The organism is Jutongia sp. SJQ-6 (assembly GCF_054161275.1).
The window spans coordinates 1,094,932-1,114,811 of record NZ_CP195314.1 but is presented as its reverse complement, the minus strand read 5'-3'; the positions used below and the strand labels follow the sequence as shown (position 1 = coordinate 1,114,811).

Below are 19,880 nucleotides of genomic sequence, written 5' to 3'. Positions count from 1 at the left end.
AGGATGGTACAGAATATGGAGAATGAGGTATTAAAAAGTCCCAGTGAATTTGATGTCAGCAGTGCTATTAAGAAATGGCGTTCACAGGGATTTTCTAAGGAAATGATCGAGCTTGCCAGAAATGATATGTCAGAATACGGGATGCCATTTAAGCAGGTATCAATCTATATGGATGTAAAGCTTTCTGCCGGACAGGCAGAGCAGTTATCACAGGCACTGAGGAATGAGGTTAATGAAGATTTTGTGAGACATCTGGCAGAGGGAGGATACAGTGCAGAGCAGATTAAGACAATCCTGCGTTTCACATCAGAGGTTCCCGTGGATGTGATCGAGAAGAATGTTACTTCGGATATGAAAGCGCATGCAATCAGTAAGGCACTTCAGGCAGTAAAGGATAGTCTGGCAGAAGCAAAGCAGGCGGTGCCGGAGGAAAACGAAAAGGTAAAAGAGGTACTTGATTCGATCAGTGAACAGTTATCCGCTTTATCGCAGAATGCGGAGCTGATTGAGAAGGTCAGTAAAAAGCTGGATGAGATGCCAAAAACTGAGTCGGTGGATGAGGAGAGCATCCGCAAGGAGTATGAAGGAAAGCTGGAGCAAAAAGAAGCAGAACTTTCCACACAGCAGGATCAGCTCAACAAACTGATGAAAACAAAAGCAGAGCTTACCAGAAAACTGGAGCAGATGCAGGAGGAGAATCAGTCGGTTTCTAAACTTCGTGAAAGTATGGATCAGGAAATGGATGAGTATCGAAAGCAGAAAAACCAGATCCTTGATGAGAGAGATGATGCTTTGCGGGAATCACGAAATCTGCGAAAGGAGATGGAAGAAATGAAGCGGACGATCGGGGAACTGGAAAAACAGATCAAAGAAAGGGATAGCAGAGAGCTGGAGCGACAGCTTTTGAACCAGACTTATCAGACGCAGTCTGTGGAGAATGTGGAGCGGACGGTTCCTGTAAATGAGGGCGTAGCAGAAGAAAAGAAAAAGACACCAGGATGTCAGGCTGGTTATCAGGCAGTTGTTCCAAACCGTTATGGGGGAACACAGATCGTGCAGATAGAACACATCCGTAAGAAAGGACCGGAGCATCTGTTAGCCCTTGCCGGGAAGAAGTGTTTTCGCAGTAAAGCCAAATATAACCTGATCCAGCAGATGAAAGAAGCAGACCTTTCCAAAAGCCAGATGGAACAGATTCAGGTAGCGATTGAGTCCGGTCTTACGGATACGGAAGTGTCGGACATCATAAACAGTGGCTTTGATGTGGAAGAGATGGCGCAGGCGATTCAGATCCTGCTTGCAGATAAGATGTACCAGTAGGAGGCGGTAATTGATGTCGAGAGAAGAACAGGTAATTGAGGAAAAGTTGGAAAATCTTTTGAATGCGATCATTATCTACCGAGACGTAGAAAAGAAAGCATTGCAGAGGATCACAGAACTTCTTGCTAAGAAGGGAATCACGGTCAGTACATCGGAGTTATCAAAGATGGATGAACAGGCAATTCGTGAGAAACTTCGTGAAACAGCCGAAACAAGAAGGCAGGAAGAAATGGCAGTGGCTGAAAACCATGCCTATGAAGTGAGAGAGGAGGAGCGTGGATGTCGGAGATAAGTGATGCAGTACAGATTATCCGTGTCGGCTACGATACGATTGAGATTGCCATGAAAGTGGGAAGCGGCTCCATTGAGATGATGCAGAAAGCCGTGAATCTTCTGATCGGTCTTTTGGAACATGAAAAGACGATGGGTAAGACCAATCTGAAGGGATTGCTGGAAAAAGGTGGAGACATACAGGTACTTACCTTTGCGGATGAGGACTTAAAAAAGTTTCAGAAGCTGGCAAAGAAATACGGCATTTTATATTCTGTGATGCCGGATGCAGATCGAAAGGATGGGATCACAGAGGTGCTTTTTCACAGTGAAGCGGCACCGAGACTTCGTATGATCTGCCAGAAGTTAAAGAACGGTCGTATGTTTGATATGGACGAATATCTGAAGAATGGCAACGAGGAGCAGTTGAATCAGCTTCTTGATTTTCTGGAGAAAGAAAAAAAGGGAAAAAAGAGTCTCCACACGGATGTAACCGAACCAATTCTTGACGGGCTGATCGAAAAGGTTGGTCACTATGCTATGGAGAAAAAGGCGATCTGTGTGGAGGATATTCAGAATGATTTTCAGATGGAATCCAAGCAGGCTGAAGATGTACTCCATAAGTTAAAGACGATTGGTGTTGTGTCGGAACCGGATGGGCAGGGAAATTATCCGGTGGTGATGGATCAGGAGTCTTTTGAAAAGCGGATCAACAGATACCAGGAATTATCAAACCGGATGCGTCAGATTGCTGCAGCAAAGAATACGGCACTGACGGACATTACGATCACGAAGCAGTTGATCGCTGCGGAGAATGACCATGCGGTGAAAACCAGAGTACCGGGGATGTATGGTAGCAATGTGGGTTATATCTGGATCAGAAAAGAGGACATTATGGAAATTCACAATGGAAAGACGCTTCTTACTTATCTGGATAAGGAAAAGGATTATAAGATCTATTCCGAGGATAACCGTGTCCTTTATACCATGAAGGGAGAAGATCTGTATGCCAAGCATTATGACCGGGTGGAGCGGACGGTCAGAGAAAGATATCAGAAAGTGAAACAGTCACCGGATAAGAATGTGATCCGTACCCACAGCGAAGTAAGGAGGAGATAGTCATGCAGACAACAAAGAAGAAACCGAATATTTTGCTGATCGTGCTTGGAGCTGTGCTTGCCTCCTATCTAGGTCATCTTGTGGCAGGAGCATGGAGGGAGGGCATTGAGTTTAATGCTTTCCTGGAACGGTTCGAGATGGTATGTGCCTATCCCTTAAAGGATTATTTTAATGAGTACACATTCCGCATGATAGGCTATGCACTGGCTGCCTATGCGATTGGTGTGGTTATGTATTATACCAGCCAGCGAAATTATATGCCCGGAAAGGAATTTGGTACTTCCAAACTGGCAAATGTGAAACAGATTAATAAGGTATTAGCGGATAAAGATGAGACAAATAACCGTATCCTAAGTCAGAATGTGCGTATGAGTCTGAATACCAGACAAACGAAGTTAAATAACAATATGCTGATCATCGGTGGTTCCGGAGCCGGAAAAACTTTCTATGAGGTAAAACCGAATCTGATGCAGATGAACAGTTCTTTTATTATTACCGATCCAAAAGGAGAGATCCTTCGCAGTACCGGAGCGATGTTAAAAGCGAATGGTTACAATGTAAAAGTGATCAACCTGTTGGAGATGGACAAGTCGGATTGTTACAATCCATTCTCTTATATAAGAGAAGAAACGGATGTGGTCAAGCTGATCACAAATATTATGAGTAATACGACACCAAAGGGATCGACTCCGAGCGATCCTTTCTGGGAAAAGGCAGAGGGCTTATTTTTACAAGCTCTCTTTTATTATGTCTGGCTGGAGGAAAAGCCGGAAAAAAGAAACTTTGCTACTGTATTAAAGCTGATGGGAGAAGCGGAAGTGACCGAAAAAGGGAAGCCATCGCCACTTGATGTCCGGATGAAATTTCTGGAGGAAAGCAGTCCGCTTGGCTTAAATCATCCGGCGGTTAAGCAGTATAACAAGTGTATGCGTGGTGCCGGAGATACGGTTCGTTCTATTATTATCAGTGCCAATTCCAGACTGGCAACATTGGAGAATAAGCAGGTTCTTCGCCTGTTATCAAAGGATGAGCTTAATCTGGCAGAGCTTGGTGTAGGAGTAAATGGAGATGCGGAAACGAAAACAGCATTGTTTTGTGTGATCCCGGATTCGGATAAAACCTATAATTTCATTATCGGTATGCTATATACACAGATCTTTCAGGAGCTGTATTTTCAGGCGGACTTTAACTGTGGAGGCAGACTTCCGATCCATGTCACATTTATGCTGGATGAATTTGCAAATGTTGCCCTGCCGGATGATTATTGTTCCCTGCTTTCTACGATGCGGTCCAGAGAGATTTCTTCTGTGATCATCATTCAGAACTTAGCACAGCTAAAAGCGTTGTTTAAGGACACTTGGGAAACGATTCCCGGTAACTGTGATACGCTGGTGTATTTAGGAGGAAATGAACAGAGTACCCATGAATACATCTCAAAGCTGCTCGGAAAGTCTACGATTGATAAGAAATCCAGTGGCGAAACGAGAGGACGGCAAGGCAGCTCTTCCAGAAATTACGATGTCCTTGGAAGAGAGATTATGATGCCGGATGAAGTACGCAAGATGGACAATAAAAAGTGTCTGATCTTTATCCGTGGATTTGATCCGATCCTTGATGATAAGTTTAGCCCGTTCGGACATCCGATGTTTGCTCAGAGTGCAGATGGTGAGGGAGAGCCGTATGTGCATGTAAGAAATAGCGTGTCGGAAGATTCTGTTACAGAACCGGCATTTACCATCTTAAACGATAAGGCATTATCCTATTATGAGGAGCTGCAGAAAAAAGGGGAACAGGTATATATTGATAAGCTGTCCTATGAGGAATTCTTACTGCTTGGGCAGGTGGATCTAAAGAAACGGTTTATGGATATGGATGAAGCACAGACTGTAGAGGAATTTCATGAGGAACAGGCGAAGGAGCTTATGTATGCACAGGATGAAAAGGAAGAAGCATCTAATAACATTCCATACCGTCTGATGCATATGTCCTTTACGAAGGAACAGAAAGCGGAGTTACAGAGGGCAATGGATGTGCGTGTGCCAAAGGATATCATTCTTTCGTATTTCTATCCGGATACACCGGTCACAAGGATGATGGAGATCCGCAGACAGTACGAAAGTGCACAGTGATGTGTTAGAGAGGAAAGGAGTGATGGATATGCAGACGCATCAGGGAAAGCCTGATTTTATGTAATAACGGGGTATCCCCGATCAGATATAAGAAAGATAAGTGGATGGAGTTGATCCATCCGGTGGAGACAAGCCGGATAGATGAACTCTATCCATTTTTTGTCTCCGTTTTTATTTGGAAAGGAGATTTTCGACTATGAGAAATAAGATGAAACGATTTGGAAAGAGAGTGCTTCTGCCGGCAATGGCAGCAACCATAATGACGATGGCAAGTGTATCTACGAAAGTTTATGCCGCCGGAGGAGACGGAGGCGGTACTGCAGTCGTGACAAAGCCTTTAGATAACTTAAAGACTCTGATCATTGCTGTAATTGGTGCTGTAGGTGTCATTATTCTGGCGAAGAATGTGATGGAGTTTGCACAGGCATATCAACAGCAGGATTCTTCTACGATGAATTCTGCACTCAAAGGAATCGTAGCAGGAGTTATGATGGCGGGCATTTCGTCCGTGCTGACATTTCTTGGATTCTAAGAAAGAGAGAGGTGAAATGACATGGACATTTTTAAGCTGGGGGATAAGATCTTAGATCTTCTGAATGTGATCTTCGCATTCTGGAATAATCAGGTATCCCTCGTATTTGCACTTCTTGGTCAGTCACCTACTGCCTTTAAGGACGGGAAACCGTGGGATGTCATTGAAGGACTGGAGCCGGTCTTTGTGGCAGTAGGCTCCTCTTTGGTGGTGCTGTTCTTTGTAATCGGCTTTTGTTCGGAGAGCATCGACATACGGGAGGAGATGCGGTTTGAAGTGATCCTTCGTATTTTGATCCGGCTTGGACTTGCGGAATATCTGGTAGCCAATAATGTCACGATCATGAAAGCGTTTTTCCAGTCGGTGGGAGCATTGGTAGGACTCATTGCCGAGGGGGACAGAATAGAGCTGAAGGTTGCCACAGAGCAGGCGGATGTGATCAAGAACCTTGGTTTTGGAGAAAGTCTGATCATGCTGATCTTAGCATCACTGTTATCCATCATTGTGATCATCTGCGGCTTCTTTTTGATCTACACGGTATATTTCCGCTTCTTAAAGCTGCTTGTGATCGTGCCTCTTGGCTCTATCGCATTTTCAACGATGAGCGGAAACCGGGTGGTGGCACATACCTGTGCGACATACTGCAAGTATTTTCTGTCGGTATGTTTTGAGGCAGTGACGATGGCATTGGCGATCGTGGTATGCAATGCATTTATCAATGCGGGGCTGCCGAGTTTTGCCGGAGATTATGCAGACTGGACGAAAACATTGATTTATCTGTGTGAAATGACTTTTACGGTGGCACTTACCGTGGGGAGTGTGAAAGGAGCACAGAGTTTAACCAGTAAGGCACTGGGATTATAGGAAAGGATGAGAAATATGCCAGAGATTATGAAATATAACAGCGATTTTACAGGAGAGGTTTCTTTGACAGCAACAGTGAGGGGGTATATGAACAATAACCGGCTGTATATTGGACTGAATGAAGGACCGGATATGTTTGCCAATCTGACGGTAAACATTGACGCACCCTGCCCGGAATATTGTGCGTATGTGGATACCAACAACCTGTCAAAGGCTGAGGAGTTTATAAATGACAATGAGCTTGGAGAGTTCTCCGGATTCACGGCAGTCAGTGGTTATCATGAATATCCGCTTTATACCTTTGATCCGGACAGGCTCAGAGAAATTGATCCGGATGGAATGCGTTGCTACGAACAGATCAATGGTCTGGAAGCAGGGAAAACAGAAGAAAGAGAACAGGACAGAGGAGGGCGTTAGCATGGTTATTGAAGTAAATAAGAATATTGATAATTACAAGGAATCAGTTGTTCTTGGTCTTACCGCCAGACAACTGATTTTTTCTATTATTTCCCTGATCGTAGGAGGTGGGATCGTGCTTCTTACTTATCCGTATGTGGGGCTGACAACCAGTGCTTACATTGCAATTCCGGTGGTTGCACCGATTGCATTGACCGGATTTTATTCCTACAACGGCATGACTTTTGTGGAAATGATGAAGTTAAAGCTGCACTTTGCTTTTGGCAACCGGACGCTGACCTACATGTCCACGGAAGGACAAATGTCAGATATTTCGTCGGATCTGGCGGAGAAGGGAAAGCAGAAGAAAGCCGGCAGCACGGATAACAAGGATGATTTTAAGAAAGCACAGAAAAAGATGATTTTGATGATGATACTGATGGCAGTGTTTATCGCCGCAGTCGGTGTGGCTGCTTATTGGTACAAATATTTGAGATAGGAGGAGAAGTAGATGGGATTATTTGCAGACGGATTTAAGGAGTTAAAAAAGGCGAGTGTGCCATTATATAAGACTCCTAAATCCATTCAGGAAACAATAGAGATTATGAAGGTGGCAGAGAATGGAATTTTTGAAGTGAGCAGGAATCATTTCAGCAAATGTTACCGCTTCCGGGACATTAACTATACCACAACGAATGAGGAGGAGCAGATTGACATTTTTGAGCGATACTGCAAGTTCTTAAATTCACTGGATTGTAACTTTAAGATCACCGTGAACAACAAGAACAAAGACATGCAGAATCTTCGAGAAGAGATTTTATTACAGTATCAGTATGACGAGTTTGACAAATTCCGCAGGATCTACAATGAGATCATTGAGGATAAGATCCGAGAGGGCAGACAGGGAATCGAGCAGGAGCGCTATCTGACGCTGACGATCGAGCGAAAGAACTTTGAGGAAGCAAAGGCGCAGTTTGCCACTCTGGAGGCAACGATCCATAAGGCGTTTGGAGAGCTTGGCACAGACATTGTGGCATTAAGCGGCAATGAGCGTATCAAAGTGCTTCACGATTTCTATCATCTTGGTGAGGAGGAAGGATTTTCTTTTGATCTGAAACACGCCAGAAAAGTAGGAGCGGATTTCCGCAATGATCTTTGTAACGGGATGCTGAAATACTTCCCGGATCATATCGAGGATGAGGGAAAGTACATCCGGGCAATGTTCATTAAAAAGTATCCGAGCAGTCTGTCGGACCGCTTCTTAAATGAGATCACATCTCTTCCGGTTCATTCCATTACCAGTATTGATGTGGTTCCGATTCCGAAGGATCTCACCACGAAAACCCTGCAGAAAAAGTATCTTGGTATCGAATCTGACATTATTAAGCAGCAGCGTGTGAGAAACAAAAACAATGATTTTTCTACGGAAATCTCATATGCGAAGCGTACCGAGAAAAAAGAGATTGAGGAGATCATGGATGATGTCCGCGAAAACGACCAGTGTCTTTTCTATGTGGCAGTGACATTGATCATTGTGGCAGAGAGTAAGGCGGAACTGGAGAGTGTGACGGAGACGGTGGAAACCATCGGGAAACGAAACTCCGTAACCATTGATACACACTATCTGAAACAGAGAGAGGCATTAAATACGGCACTTCCAATCGGGGTACGACAGGTGGAAACCATGCGTACCATGCTGACACAGTCGGTGGCTGTTTTAATGCCTTTTAATGTGCAGGAATTAAATGCCGTCGGTGGAAATTACTACGGCATTAACCAGATCAGTAAGAACATCAATGTGGGAAACCGCAAAGGTCTGATCAACGGTAATGGTTTTATCTTTGGTGTACCGGGTTCCGGTAAATCATTCTTTGCAAAGCAGGAAATGGGAAATGTGTTCTTAAATACGCAGGATGATGTGATCGTTATTGATCCGATGAATGAGTATTTTGACATTGCGGATACCTTTGGCGGGGCGATTGTGAATTTATCTGCTTACACGAAGAACTATGTGAATCCGTTAGCTGCCAATCTTGCTCATATGAATGAGAGGGGTATTCGTGATGTGATCGCAGATAAGTCAGAATTTATGCTAAGTCTTTGTGACCAGCTTCTTGGCAACGCATTGAACCAGAAACACCACAGTATCATTGACCGCTGTATTCGTGAATTGTATATGCGGGCGTGGAAAGTAAAAAAAGTCCCTGTTATGACGGACTTTTATCATATTTTAAAGTCACAGAAAGAGATGGAGGCACAAGAGCTGGCGTTATCTTTGGAACTTTTTGTAGAAGGTTCCCTTAATATCTTTAACCACCAGACCAATGTAGATGTGGACAACCGTTTTACAGTATATGGCATTCAGGATCTGGGAAGCCAGCTTGCTCCGGTGGCAATGCTTGTGATGATGGAAGCGATCCAGCAGAGGATCATTGATAATGGAAAGCGTGGTCGTGCGACATGGCTTTATATTGATGAGTGTCATGTGCTCTTAAACAGTGATTATAGTGCGACCTATTTACAGCAGTTGTGGAAAAAAGTGAGAAAGCAGGGAGGTCTTTGTACCGGTATCACTCAGAATGTGGTTGATCTGCTGCAGAACTATATTGCAATGACACTGCTTTCCAACAGCGAGTTTGTAGCATTGTTAAAACAGGCAAATGTGGACAGTGCCAAGTTAGCAGAAGTAATTGGAGTATCGGATGCGCAGCTTCAGTATGTGCATAATTCTCCAAGCGGAACCGGATTGTTGAAATGTGGCAGTGTGGTCATTCCTTTTGACAATCAGATCAGTAAGGACAGCGATCTTTACAAACTGTATAACACAAATATTCATGAGAAGATTGCAATGGGAATGGTCGGTGAAGATAGTATCTTTCACGGGTATCATTCGGATGAGATGACAGAGGATTTTTCGGAAGCTGACGATGGAACACAGGATTCCGTCTTTACTTCGGATGAATGGAATGGAGATTCTGATTTAGATGAAGCACCGGAAACGGATGTCAAGATCTATGAGCCTGTACGAAGTAAGGAAAAGAAAGAGCAGGATAACTGCTGGCTGATTTATGAATAAGGAAAAGAGAGCCGGAGGAGCAATTCTCCGGTTCTTGTTTTAAGGTGGTGAAGAACGAATGAAGATTAGAAAAGTTGAGGAAAAGCCGATGGTTCTTCATACCCGGAAGAAACCGACGCTTCATATACAGAAGAAAAAGAAACTGACAGGCAATGATAAACCAAAATCCTATATTCAGGTGCGAGGAAAAGGCAGAGCGGATAAAAAAGAAAAACCAGATTCTTCTGTAAAGGTTCGTAACCGAAAACTCTATACGATGGCATCTGTCAGTGTGAAAAAGGCATCGGAGCAGATGGATGGAGGGGAGGAGATCCGGGATAGTGTGGAAATGATCCAGACGGCAGTCTATCCGGTGCAGTCGGCAGCCGAAAAGGGGAAACAGCTTTACCGGAGAAAGAAGCAGCGGGATAAAAGCAGTCAGAAAAAGAGAAGCAGAAGAGTATATTCTGACACGGAACATGCTCAGGTTTCCAATAAAATGCGAAGAAAGGCGGCTGGTAAGAAAGAGACAGGCAGGAAGGGACAGAAGAAAAGCAGGCAGGGCGGTTCCGGTGTCCACTCTTTTGTGAAAAGTCAGATGTTGAATTCGTTTCTGGATAAATTTTCAACAGAGAAAGAGTTTTCTCAGGACGGATTGATAGAAGGCACAACAAAAACAGCAAAGGCTGCTGTGATGATGGCTGTGCAGATGATTATGACAGCATTAGCTCCTGTTTTGTTAGGTCTTTTTGCGGTGGTTGGGATTATCGGTGTGATCGTGGTTGCGGTGATCGCAGTAATTTATAATTCACCGTTATCCATCTTTTTTCCGCAGCCGGATACGGGATATGACAGTCCGCGCACCGTGCTTTGTGAATATTACAAGGAATTTAATGATCAGATCATGAAATTGGAAAAGGATGATTATGTCATTACCTATCAAAACACGGAGGATGGTGCTCCGGTGTCTAACTTCAATGATACGCTTATGGTGTATATGGTGAAGTACGGGACCGGGCAGGCTGGATTTGTGATGGATGAAGAGGGGAAGAAGAATCTGAAAAAGGTGTTTGATGAGATGAATTATTATGATTCCTCCAGCAGCACGGCACAGATTCCGGCAGGGGCATCTTTGGGAGAAGTAGTGACAACCGGATACTGCAGTTGTTCCATCTGCTGCGGTCAGTGGACGGGAGGTCATACGGCATCCGGAACGGTTCCAAAAGGAAATCACACGCTTGCCGTGGATGCCCACAGCCCGAAAGTGCCGATGGGAACAAAGATTGTAATGAATGGTCATACCTATAAGGTAGAGGATACCGGAAACTTTGCAAGATATGGAACAGACTTTGATATTTATTTTGATACCCATGCCGAGGCGCAGGCATGGGGAAAACGGAAAGTAAAGGCATATCTTGCAGATGGTGATGAAAATACGGTTGAGGTTTCCATGTCCGGAACCTTGGTGCACAACCTGACGTATGAGGACTATATCGCTCTTGATAAGTTAAGTGATGACCAGGTGAAGCTATTAAAAGAAATGATGGATTCGGATCTGTGGGAATCTTATTATGATGTGGCAGGCGGTGGAGCTGTGGCAGAACTTGCCATGACAAAGATCGGGTGCCATTACAGTCAGGAAAGACGATATGAGGAAGGGTATTATGACTGCAGTTCACTGGTGCAGAGGCTTTATAAAGAGGTTGGTATCAATCTTCCGGCAACTGCTTCCACACAGGGAGAATACTGCTATCAGAATGCCATGATCATCAACAAAAAGGATCTGAAACCGGGAGATCTGATCTTTTATTCGTATAAAGAAAACGGAGAATTTCGGAATATCTCTCATGTAGCAATCTATGTTGGGGATGGAAAGATGGTACATGCAGCGAATGAAAACCGGGGTGTGGTGTTAGATCCCCTTCGGACAAACCATGTGGTATTTTATGCCAGACCGTATTAGTGGTTGGCAGATGGAAAGGAGCAAAAAGATATATGAGCGTAGATTATAAAGCAAGAATTATTTACGCCGATGTCATTGATAAGGTTACAAAGACAGAAGAAGCATGGAAAGATGTATGCAGGCTGGCAGGGCAGATCTACCGTTATGAGTTTGATAATGTCTTAATGGTATATGCCCAGAAGCCGTCTGCAACATTGGTGGCAGACTATGATTCGTGGAAAAAGGTAGACCGTTATGTGAAACGGGGCAGCAAAGGAATTGTGGTGTATCCATCCAGGGCACTTAGTAAGTCCTATATCCGGCATGTCTTTGACATCAGTGATACCGGAGGAAGAAAAAGAGAGCTGACATGGAGCCTTGCAGGAGATAATCTGGAGCAGTTTGTCAGTTATCTGGAGGAGATAGGAGCAGTAGAAAAGCAGGAGGGGAATCTAAAAAAAGACCGAATGTTTGTTCTGAAAGACTTTACAAAATCGCAAATAGAAGGCATAATAAAAGAAGATTTCAGAGAACGTTTTTCTGAGGTCAAAACGCTTACAGGGCGTGTGATAATTGGCGAAGAGAAAGAAACGCCGGAGCTTGCGGCACGGGAACTGATCTATAACAGTATCCTCTATGTCGTAGGAACAAGATGTGGTTTTGACTTGTCTAGCAAAGAACAAGATTTGAGTCAGATTGTAAATATCAAAAGAGAAGATGATATTTACGCACTTGGTACTCTGGTATGTGACGTCTCCTGTACTGTTCTTAGAAACATGAACCACAGTATATCGCAGATGAAGCGAGAAAGGAGTATGCAGCATGGATACGATCGAGCTGACTTATCACGAAGGGAAGGACGGAATGCTGTATCCGAACATCACAGCGGAACCGGACACAGGACGGACACTAGGGAAGTTCGGAATCATGGCAGCGGATTATCTGAAGGAGAATTATTACAGCCGTTACCGCAGTCTGATCCGGTTCGGGAGACTGACGGAAGTATTGTCGAAAGTGGAGGAGGAAGCGAACCAGCTTCTGGAGCAGATCATGGAGAAGTATCTGAAAAGCCACAAACCGAAAGATCCGGCATCGACCATGGAGATGTGGGAGATCCGGGAGCAGGGACAGCGGATGGCGGAGGAGATCGTTCTTCACCAGATCGTGAACAAATATCACTAGAAACCGAACAAGAACTGAATAGAGAGCTGAATGAACTGGATTCATTTGGCAGTGAAGAAAGAGAAGCCACTTACCATCAGGCTTCTCTTTTTGATTTTATGGGGACACCTGCAGTCGGACTTCCTGATCGTGCTGCCAGTACATTTATGGATGAACTGAGAGCACAGGAAGAAGCTGCCAGAGCATCGGGAAAATATACCTACCTCAATCCCAAAAAGGAGAAAACCATTCCTCATGAATTTGTGGTGCAGACATTGCTTCGCGGCAGTGGCTTTCAGAATGGAAAAGAGAGAATTTACGGATTTTATCAGAACATTACGGATAAAAAGAAAAGAGTGTCAGCCATCCGGAAGGAATATGGGCAGGGTGGTGCCGGCTGGCCACTGGAAGGTTACGGACTGCATGGATATGATACCTTTCACGGGAAAGGACTCCGGCTGCAGTGGAGAGATGAGGAAGGCGAAAAGGAAGGTTATGTAAGCTGGACAACCATTGAGGCAGAGATCGGTGCACTGATCTTAACCGGGGACTATTACCAGCCTGTGATAAAGGAGGATATCGAACCGGATTACGAGGAAGAAGATGAAGTCATTGATGCAGAGTATCGGGAGATTCTTGAAGAGGAGGAACATGAGCTTACCGATGATGAGATTGAGGAAATCTTAGAGGAAGACCGCAGGCGGGCGGATGAACGTTATGAGGCGGAGCATCCTGAAGAATATCGGGCAGAGAATTATCACATGGATTCTTTTACGGAAACCCATGCCGGTCCCAAGGCACGATTTGACTGGAACATCACGTCGATCAAAACCTTGAAAAAGGTGGAGCGTGAACACCGCCCGGCAACGGTAAAAGAACAGGATATTTTAGCCCGGTATGTCGGCTGGGGTGGACTGCCGCAGGCATTTGATCCGGATAACGAAAGCTGGAAACAGGAGTATGCACAGTTAAAGGAGTTATTAACGGATGCAGAGTATCGGGCGGCAAGAGAAACCGTGACGGATGCGTTTTATACACCGCCGGAGATAGCAGAGGCAATGTATCAGGCATTATCGCAGTTTGGATTTACCAAGGGAAATATTTTGGAGCCGAGCATGGGTATTGGTAACTTTTTCGGCAGTATGCCTAGAGAGATGGAAAGAAACTGTCAGCTATACGGTGTGGAAAAGGATGATATCAGTGGTCGTATTGCGAGGCTGCTGTATCCAAAAGCGGATATTCGGATTGCAGGATTTGAGACGGTAGATTATGAGGATAACTTCTTTGATGTCGTCATTGGAAATGTGCCATTTGGAGATTTCAAGCTGTATGACCGCAAGCACAATGCGATGGAGTTTAAGGTACACGATCACTTTATCGCAAAGTCGATTGATCATGTGCGACCGGGAGGTATTGTGGCGGTAATTACCACAAAGGGAACATTAGATAAGCAGAATTGTACGGTGCGTAAATATCTTGCACAAAGGGCAGAACTCATAGGAGCAATACGACTTCCCAATACTGCTTTTAAGGCAGATGCCGGAACGGAAGTGACCAGTGATATTCTATTCTTTCAGAAACGGGAGAGAAAGATTGTGGCAGAGCCGGACTGGGTGCATCTTGGACTGACAGAGGATAAAATCCCGGTCAACAGCTATTTTGTGGAGCACCCTGAGATGATCCTGGGGTACATGATACGGGATACAGGAAGGTTTGGAGAAAACAGTAATCTGACAGCCTGTGTCAACGACAATCCGGATTTTAACCTGCAGGAAGCACTTTCCCACGCGGTTTCTAATATTCATGCTCAGATCACTGATTTTGAACGCACGGTAGAGGAGGGGGAAGAACCGGAGGAATATCTTCCGGCAGATCCTGATGTGAAGAACTTTACCTATACATTCATTGATGGTGTTCTCTATTTCCGGAAGGACTCACGAATGGTCAGACAGGAGGTGGGAGATAAGGTGCTTGAAAGAATTAAGGGCATGGATGCCATACGTACCGCTACAAGACATTTGATCGACATTCAGTTGTCCGGGTGCAGTGAACAGGCATTAAGACAGGCACAGGAGAAATTAAATACCGTATATGACCAATTTACAAAAAAATATGGTTATATCACAGCAAAGGGTAATGCCAGAGCCTTTCGGGACGATGGTGATTACCCTTTACTTTGTTCATTGGAAATGGTGGATGAGGACGGCGTGGTGTCAAAGGCAGATATGTTTACCCGGCAGACCATTAAGGCAAAGCAGGCAGTGGATCATGTGGAAACAGCCGTAGAAGCACTGAATGTATCCGTGAATGAATTTAACGGTGTAAACATCGCATTTATGCTCAGTATTTATCAGCCGGATCTGACTTTAGTAAAAGAGAAGCTGGCAAAAGAGAATAACACCACACCGGAGGAGATTCATTTTTCAGATGATCTGGCAGCAGAGCTCTCCAGAGCAAAACTTATTGAGGAGCTGAATGGACTGATCTTCTTAAATCCGATGGAGTATAACGAACACGATCCGGATCATGGATGGGAAACAGCAGACGAATACCTGTCCGGCAATGTCCGGGATAAGCTGCGGCTTGCAAATGCTGTGGCAAAGGAACATCCGGACCTGTTTGCGGATAATGTGACTGCCTTAGAGCAGGTACAGCCGAAAGATCTGGATGCATCCGAGATTGATGTGCGTATCGGAACAACATGGATCGAGCCGGAAGATTATGAAGCGTTTATTTTTGAACTTCTTGACACACCACGCCGGTCACGGGCAGTACGGAGTACCTACTATAGTTCCGGCATACAGATTCATCTGAATAAATATACGATGGAGTGGTTTATTGAGAATAAGTCATATGACAAATCCTCGGTGGCTGCCAGTAAAACCTATGGTACTTCCCGTATGGATGCTTATACGATCTTTGAGACAACGCTGAATCTCAGAACCGTAACCGTGCGTGACCGCATTGAGGATGGAGATGGCAGATACCATTATGAGATCAATCAGAAGGAAACGATGCTTGCAAGAGAGAAGCAGAACCAGATGAAAGAAGCCTTTAAGGAATGGATCTTCGCAGAACCGGAGCGGCGTAATAAGTATGTGAATTATTATAATGAAACATTTAATAATGTCCGGCTTCGGGAATATGATGGCAGTCATTTGGAATTTCCGGGGATGAATCCGGATATTCATTTGAAGCCACATCAGGTTAATGCGATCGCCAGAGTGCTGATGGGAGGAAACACGCTGTTAGCACACTGTGTTGGAGCAGGAAAGAGCTTTGAGATGATGGCAGCATGTATGGAACAGAAACGGCTTGGTCTTGCAAATAAGACAGCGATGGTTGTGCCAAAGGCATTGATCGGGCAGACGGCAAGTGAGTTTTTAAGGCTTTATCCGTCAGCAAACATTCTGGTGGCAACCGAGCGGGACTTTGAAAAGAGCAGGCGGAAACAGTTTATCTCAAGGATTGCGACAGGAGATTATGACTGTATCATTATGAGCCATTCGCAGTTTGAAAAGATTCCTATTTCACCGGAGCGCAAGGAGGCGATGATCCGGAAACAGATTGAGGAGATTGCCCATGCGATTGATGAGATGAAGTCACAAAACAGTGAGCGGTGGACGATCAAACAGATGGAATCACAGAAAAAGCGGCTTGAGGAGCAGATCAAAAAGATGACCTCGGAAGAGAGGAAAGATGATCTGATTACCTTTGAGGAGCTTGGCATTGATTCTATTATGGTCGATGAGGCACATGCGTTTAAGAATCTTGCCATCTTCAGTAAGATGAATGTTTCCGGGATTACCGGGACCGGCAGCCAGAGAGCCATGGATATGTTTTTGAAGTGTGAATACATCAACGAGTTCAATGGTGGCAGGGGCATTGTATTTGCAACCGGAACACCGATCAGCAATACGATGTGCGAGATGTATGTCATGCAGAGTTTCCTGCAGAAAGATACCTTGGAGCAGCTCGGCATTTACCACTTTGACAGTTGGGCGGCAAACTTTGGAGAACAGACCACAGCATTAGAGCTTACGGTAGAGGGAAGCGGATTTCGTTTTAAGACGAGATTTAATAAGTTTACAAATCTGCCGGAGCTTATGAACCTGTTCAAAGAGGTAGCAGATATTCAGACAAGGGACATGTTGGATCTGGATGTGCCGGCACTTCGTGGTGGTAAGTATATCATCGTGGAGAGTGAGCCGGACTGGTATGTGAAGCAGGTTATGGAGGAATTTGTTGCAAGGGCAGAGCGTATCCGAAGCGGAGGGTTTGATCCCAGTGAGGACAATTTCTTAAAGATCACTCATGAGGCAAGACTTCTCGGTACGGATGCAAGGCTGTTGATGCCGGATGCACCGAACAATGTTGATGGAAAGCTTAATAAGGTTGTGGAAAATGTGCTGTATGAATACCGGAAAGCAGAGCAGGAGGGAATCATTGGCACACAGCTTATCTTTTCCGATATCGGTACACCAAGATCCGGTTGGAAGGAAGAGATGCTTACCGTTTCATGGGAAGAGGCAGATACCTTTGATGTGTATAATTATCTGAAAACAGAACTTGTAAAGCAGGGTATCCCGGCGGATCAGATTGCATTTATTCATGATGCCAAGACTGACGCTGCAAGGGATGCCCTTTTTCGTGAAATGCGGTCTGGAACAAAGCGGATTCTGATCGGTTCCACAGATAAATGCGGAACCGGTGTCAATGTGCAGACACATCTTACGGCAATGCATCATGTGGATTGTCCATGGAAGCCTTCCTCTATCGAGCAGAGAGAAGGAAGAGGCTTGCGGCAGGGAAATGAAAACAGTGAAGTGGCGGTATACCGTTATGTCACAAAAGGAACCTTTGATGCATACAGTTGGAGCCTTGTGGAGAACAAACAGCGTTTTATCTCACAGGTGATGACCAGCAAGTCCATTTCGAGAAGCTGTGAGGATATCGACGAAGCAACATTGTCATATGCAGAGATTAAGGCTGTGGCAATCGGAAATCCATTGATCAAAGAAAAGATGGAAGTGGATAATGAGGTGCAGAGACTCAAGATGTTAAAGGCATCCTATGACAGTCAGCATTACAGCCTGCAGGATCAGTTTATGATCAAATTTCCGAAACTGATCGCTGCGGCAAATGAAAAGCTGAACTGTGTTCATGCAGATATTAAGAAACGGGATGAACAGGTGCTTGCAGCGGATGAGGAGTTTGCCATTAAAGTGGGAAATATGACCTTTCATGAGCGTGTGGATGGCGGCACGGCGGTGTTGGCAGCAGTCAGTAAATGCAAGGTTGGAGAGACAACCGGAATCGGAGAGTACCGTGGTTTTGAGGTGCAGGTGGAGAAAAACTTTATCGGAGTGAATTACCTGATCCTGCATGGACGAACCGATTATAAGGTGGAATTATCCAACTCCCCGGTGGGATGTATGGTCAAATTGGAAAATTGCTTTAATGGAATGGATGGAAATATTGAATTTTTGGAGAAGAAGTTAGAGCAGTATCAGCGTGATATGGAACAGGCAAAGTCAGAATATGAAAAGCCGTTTGCCTACGAGGAAGAATTGAAAAGCAAGACTGCCAGACAGTTTGAACTCAATACCCAGCTTGATCTGGAGAATAAATCGATCACAGAAAAAAACGGGCAGGAGATCAGTCAGGTGGCAGAGAATGCTTATCCGTATGGAGAAAGGAAGGATTACCGATGAAGAGACGAATAAAAAAGGATATTGTGTTGATTTTACTGGGGGTTGCCATTGTCGCAATCCCCTTTCTTTTGCGGATGAAAGAGCAGGAGAGAAGTAACCGTTATATGAAAGCGTTTGAGGAGGAACAGAATGAAGAGAAGCAGAACAAAAAAGATCATAAAAAGAAAGATTCCCTTTTATTACAGGAGGGTGTTATCGGGATTATTGAAATACCGAGCTTAGATATTAAATATCCGGTATTTGAAGGAGCCGGCAGCGTGCAGCTTAATGAGGGCATTGGTCATATGACAAATACGACAGAGCTTTGTGGGAAAGGAAACTGTGTTCTTGCCGGACATAATGGCAGCCGTCGGGGAGTGTATTTTACTTATCTATGCAACATTGAAGCCGGGGCGGAGGTGTTTCTTACGAATAAGAGCAGGGAAAAGCATGAATACACGGTAACAGAGACAAAAGTCGTAAATCCCTACGATGAGAGGGTGACAGAGCCGACCGCAGGAGAGAGCATGACGCTTTTTACCTGTGCCAACCACGGTACCAACCGTTTCGTCGTGAAATGCGAGCCGGTGAAGGAGACAGACGATCAGGCGATTACAGAAGAAAGGAGTCAGTGATATGGAGAAATATAATATCATTTATGCGGATCCGCCGTGGAAATATGAACGGCAGAAAGGGGAGGGGGTGGCTGCAGACAGGTACCAGACTATGGCGATTCAGGATATCCGGAGCATTCCGGTCGATAAGATTGCTGCGGATGATGCAGTGCTGTTTTTGTGGGTGACTTTTCCGAAGCTTAGGGAGGGACTTTCGGTGATCGACAGCTGGGGATTTCAGTATAAGACTTGCGCTTTTAACTGGATCAAACAGAACCCGAAATCAGACTCGTTCTTCGTGGGACTTGGTTTTTGGACAAGGAGTTGCTCGGAAATCTGTCTGCTGGCAACCAAGGGACACCCTCACAGGGCATCCCCGAATGTCAGACAGCTTTGCATTGCTCACCGCATGCAGCACAGCAAAAAGCCGGATGAGATCAGAGACAGAATCGTGGAGCTTTGCGGAGATCTTCCTCGAATCGAGCTGTTTGCCAGAGAGAGGTATGAAGGTTGGGAGTGTCTTGGAAATGAGATCGACGGCAGGGATATCCGGGAAGCAATCAACGCACTGCTGTGTGGTAATCAGTAGCAGGACAGGCAGAAACAATAAGACAGCAACACGCCACGGCAGGAAAGGGAATGCTGTGGCTGTATCATGAAAGGAAAGGTGTTAATGTGAAAAATACTGCTGATGCAGTATTTTATCACAAGCCCATACAAGTAAGGGCTGGCTATTTGCTTCTGAGCGAAGGCAAATAGCTTGATGGCAAAAGTGAAATCGCCTG

Annotated in this window: 13 protein-coding genes; all 13 read left to right on the top strand. The window is 44.9% G+C overall.

Going from position 1 to position 19,880, the window contains the following annotated elements; genetic code table 11:
- The first annotated feature begins 15 nt into the window (after positions 1–15).
- The 13 genes from ACSAJE_RS05205 to ACSAJE_RS05145 all read left to right on the top strand — a co-directional run bounded on the left by ACSAJE_RS05205 (position 16) and on the right by ACSAJE_RS05145 (position 19,684).
- Entirely contained in the window at positions 16–1,320 is a 1,305-nt protein-coding gene (locus ACSAJE_RS05205) for a hypothetical protein (protein WP_458009883.1), read from the top strand.
- A 13-nt stretch (positions 1,321–1,333) separates the two neighbouring features.
- A complete protein-coding gene (locus tag ACSAJE_RS05200; RefSeq protein ID WP_178020484.1) occupies positions 1,334–1,612 on the top strand; it encodes a hypothetical protein in 279 nt (92 codons plus the stop codon).
- Complete coding sequence (locus tag ACSAJE_RS05195; RefSeq protein WP_458009882.1) at positions 1,600–2,709, top strand: PcfB family protein; 1,110 nt, start codon at positions 1,600–1,602, stop codon at positions 2,707–2,709. Before ACSAJE_RS05200 ends, ACSAJE_RS05195 begins: the two co-directional genes overlap by 13 nt.
- Positions 2,710–2,711: 2 nt before the next feature.
- Complete coding sequence (locus ACSAJE_RS05190) at positions 2,712–4,838, top strand: VirD4-like conjugal transfer protein, CD1115 family (RefSeq protein ID WP_458009881.1); 2,127 nt, start codon at positions 2,712–2,714, stop codon at positions 4,836–4,838.
- Between the two features lie 196 nt (positions 4,839–5,034).
- Positions 5,035–5,370 carry a hypothetical protein gene (locus ACSAJE_RS05185; RefSeq protein WP_458009880.1) on the top strand — a complete coding sequence of 112 codons (336 nt, stop codon included), beginning with the start codon at positions 5,035–5,037 and terminating at the stop codon, positions 5,368–5,370.
- 21 nt (positions 5,371–5,391) lie between these two features.
- The gene (locus tag ACSAJE_RS05180; protein WP_458009879.1) at positions 5,392–6,234 is read left to right on the top strand and encodes a hypothetical protein; all 843 of its coding nucleotides are present in this window, start codon (positions 5,392–5,394) and stop codon (positions 6,232–6,234) included.
- A 15-nt stretch (positions 6,235–6,249) separates the two neighbouring features.
- Positions 6,250–6,651: a DUF4313 domain-containing protein gene (locus tag ACSAJE_RS05175; RefSeq protein WP_458009878.1), complete on the top strand. Its 402-nt coding sequence runs from the start codon at positions 6,250–6,252 to the stop codon at positions 6,649–6,651.
- A gap of 1 nt (position 6,652) precedes the next feature.
- Positions 6,653–7,129: a PrgI family mobile element protein gene (locus ACSAJE_RS05170; RefSeq protein ID WP_458009877.1), complete on the top strand. Its 477-nt coding sequence runs from the start codon at positions 6,653–6,655 to the stop codon at positions 7,127–7,129.
- A gap of 12 nt (positions 7,130–7,141) precedes the next feature.
- Positions 7,142–9,706: a VirB4-like conjugal transfer ATPase, CD1110 family gene (locus ACSAJE_RS05165; protein ID WP_458009876.1), complete on the top strand. Its 2,565-nt coding sequence runs from the start codon at positions 7,142–7,144 to the stop codon at positions 9,704–9,706.
- A 58-nt stretch (positions 9,707–9,764) separates the two neighbouring features.
- Positions 9,765–11,648 (top strand): C40 family peptidase, encoded by a 1,884-nt coding sequence (locus ACSAJE_RS05160; RefSeq protein WP_458009875.1) that lies wholly within the window; start codon positions 9,765–9,767, stop codon positions 11,646–11,648.
- Between the two features lie 32 nt (positions 11,649–11,680).
- On the top strand, positions 11,681–18,502 hold the full coding sequence (locus tag ACSAJE_RS05155; protein ID WP_458009874.1) for a helicase-related protein: 6,822 nt from the start codon (positions 11,681–11,683) through the stop codon (positions 18,500–18,502).
- Positions 18,499–19,116: a class D sortase gene (locus ACSAJE_RS05150; RefSeq protein WP_458009873.1), complete on the top strand. Its 618-nt coding sequence runs from the start codon at positions 18,499–18,501 to the stop codon at positions 19,114–19,116. The genes ACSAJE_RS05155 and ACSAJE_RS05150 overlap by 4 nt, the downstream gene beginning before the upstream one ends.
- Position 19,117: 1 nt before the next feature.
- Positions 19,118–19,684: an MT-A70 family methyltransferase gene (locus tag ACSAJE_RS05145; protein ID WP_458009872.1), complete on the top strand. Its 567-nt coding sequence runs from the start codon at positions 19,118–19,120 to the stop codon at positions 19,682–19,684.
- Positions 19,685–19,880 lie beyond the last annotated feature (196 nt).

What these genes read in the sequence shown, in the direction of transcription:
- ACSAJE_RS05205 (WP_458009883.1), top strand. Translation starts at nt 16, where the DNA reads ATGGAGAATGAGGTATTAAAAAGTCCCAGTGAATTTGATGTCAGCAGT.
- ACSAJE_RS05200 (WP_178020484.1), top strand. Translation starts at nt 1,334, where the DNA reads ATGTCGAGAGAAGAACAGGTAATTGAGGAAAAGTTGGAAAATCTTTTG.
- ACSAJE_RS05195 (WP_458009882.1), top strand. Translation starts at nt 1,600, where the DNA reads ATGTCGGAGATAAGTGATGCAGTACAGATTATCCGTGTCGGCTACGAT.
- ACSAJE_RS05190 (WP_458009881.1), top strand. Translation starts at nt 2,712, where the DNA reads ATGCAGACAACAAAGAAGAAACCGAATATTTTGCTGATCGTGCTTGGA.
- ACSAJE_RS05185 (WP_458009880.1), top strand. Translation starts at nt 5,035, where the DNA reads ATGAGAAATAAGATGAAACGATTTGGAAAGAGAGTGCTTCTGCCGGCA.
- ACSAJE_RS05180 (WP_458009879.1), top strand. Translation starts at nt 5,392, where the DNA reads ATGGACATTTTTAAGCTGGGGGATAAGATCTTAGATCTTCTGAATGTG.
- ACSAJE_RS05175 (WP_458009878.1), top strand. Translation starts at nt 6,250, where the DNA reads ATGCCAGAGATTATGAAATATAACAGCGATTTTACAGGAGAGGTTTCT.
- ACSAJE_RS05170 (WP_458009877.1), top strand. Translation starts at nt 6,653, where the DNA reads ATGGTTATTGAAGTAAATAAGAATATTGATAATTACAAGGAATCAGTT.
- ACSAJE_RS05165 (WP_458009876.1), top strand. Translation starts at nt 7,142, where the DNA reads ATGGGATTATTTGCAGACGGATTTAAGGAGTTAAAAAAGGCGAGTGTG.
- ACSAJE_RS05160 (WP_458009875.1), top strand. Translation starts at nt 9,765, where the DNA reads ATGAAGATTAGAAAAGTTGAGGAAAAGCCGATGGTTCTTCATACCCGG.
- ACSAJE_RS05155 (WP_458009874.1), top strand. Translation starts at nt 11,681, where the DNA reads ATGAGCGTAGATTATAAAGCAAGAATTATTTACGCCGATGTCATTGAT.
- ACSAJE_RS05150 (WP_458009873.1), top strand. Translation starts at nt 18,499, where the DNA reads ATGAAGAGACGAATAAAAAAGGATATTGTGTTGATTTTACTGGGGGTT.
- ACSAJE_RS05145 (WP_458009872.1), top strand. Translation starts at nt 19,118, where the DNA reads ATGGAGAAATATAATATCATTTATGCGGATCCGCCGTGGAAATATGAA.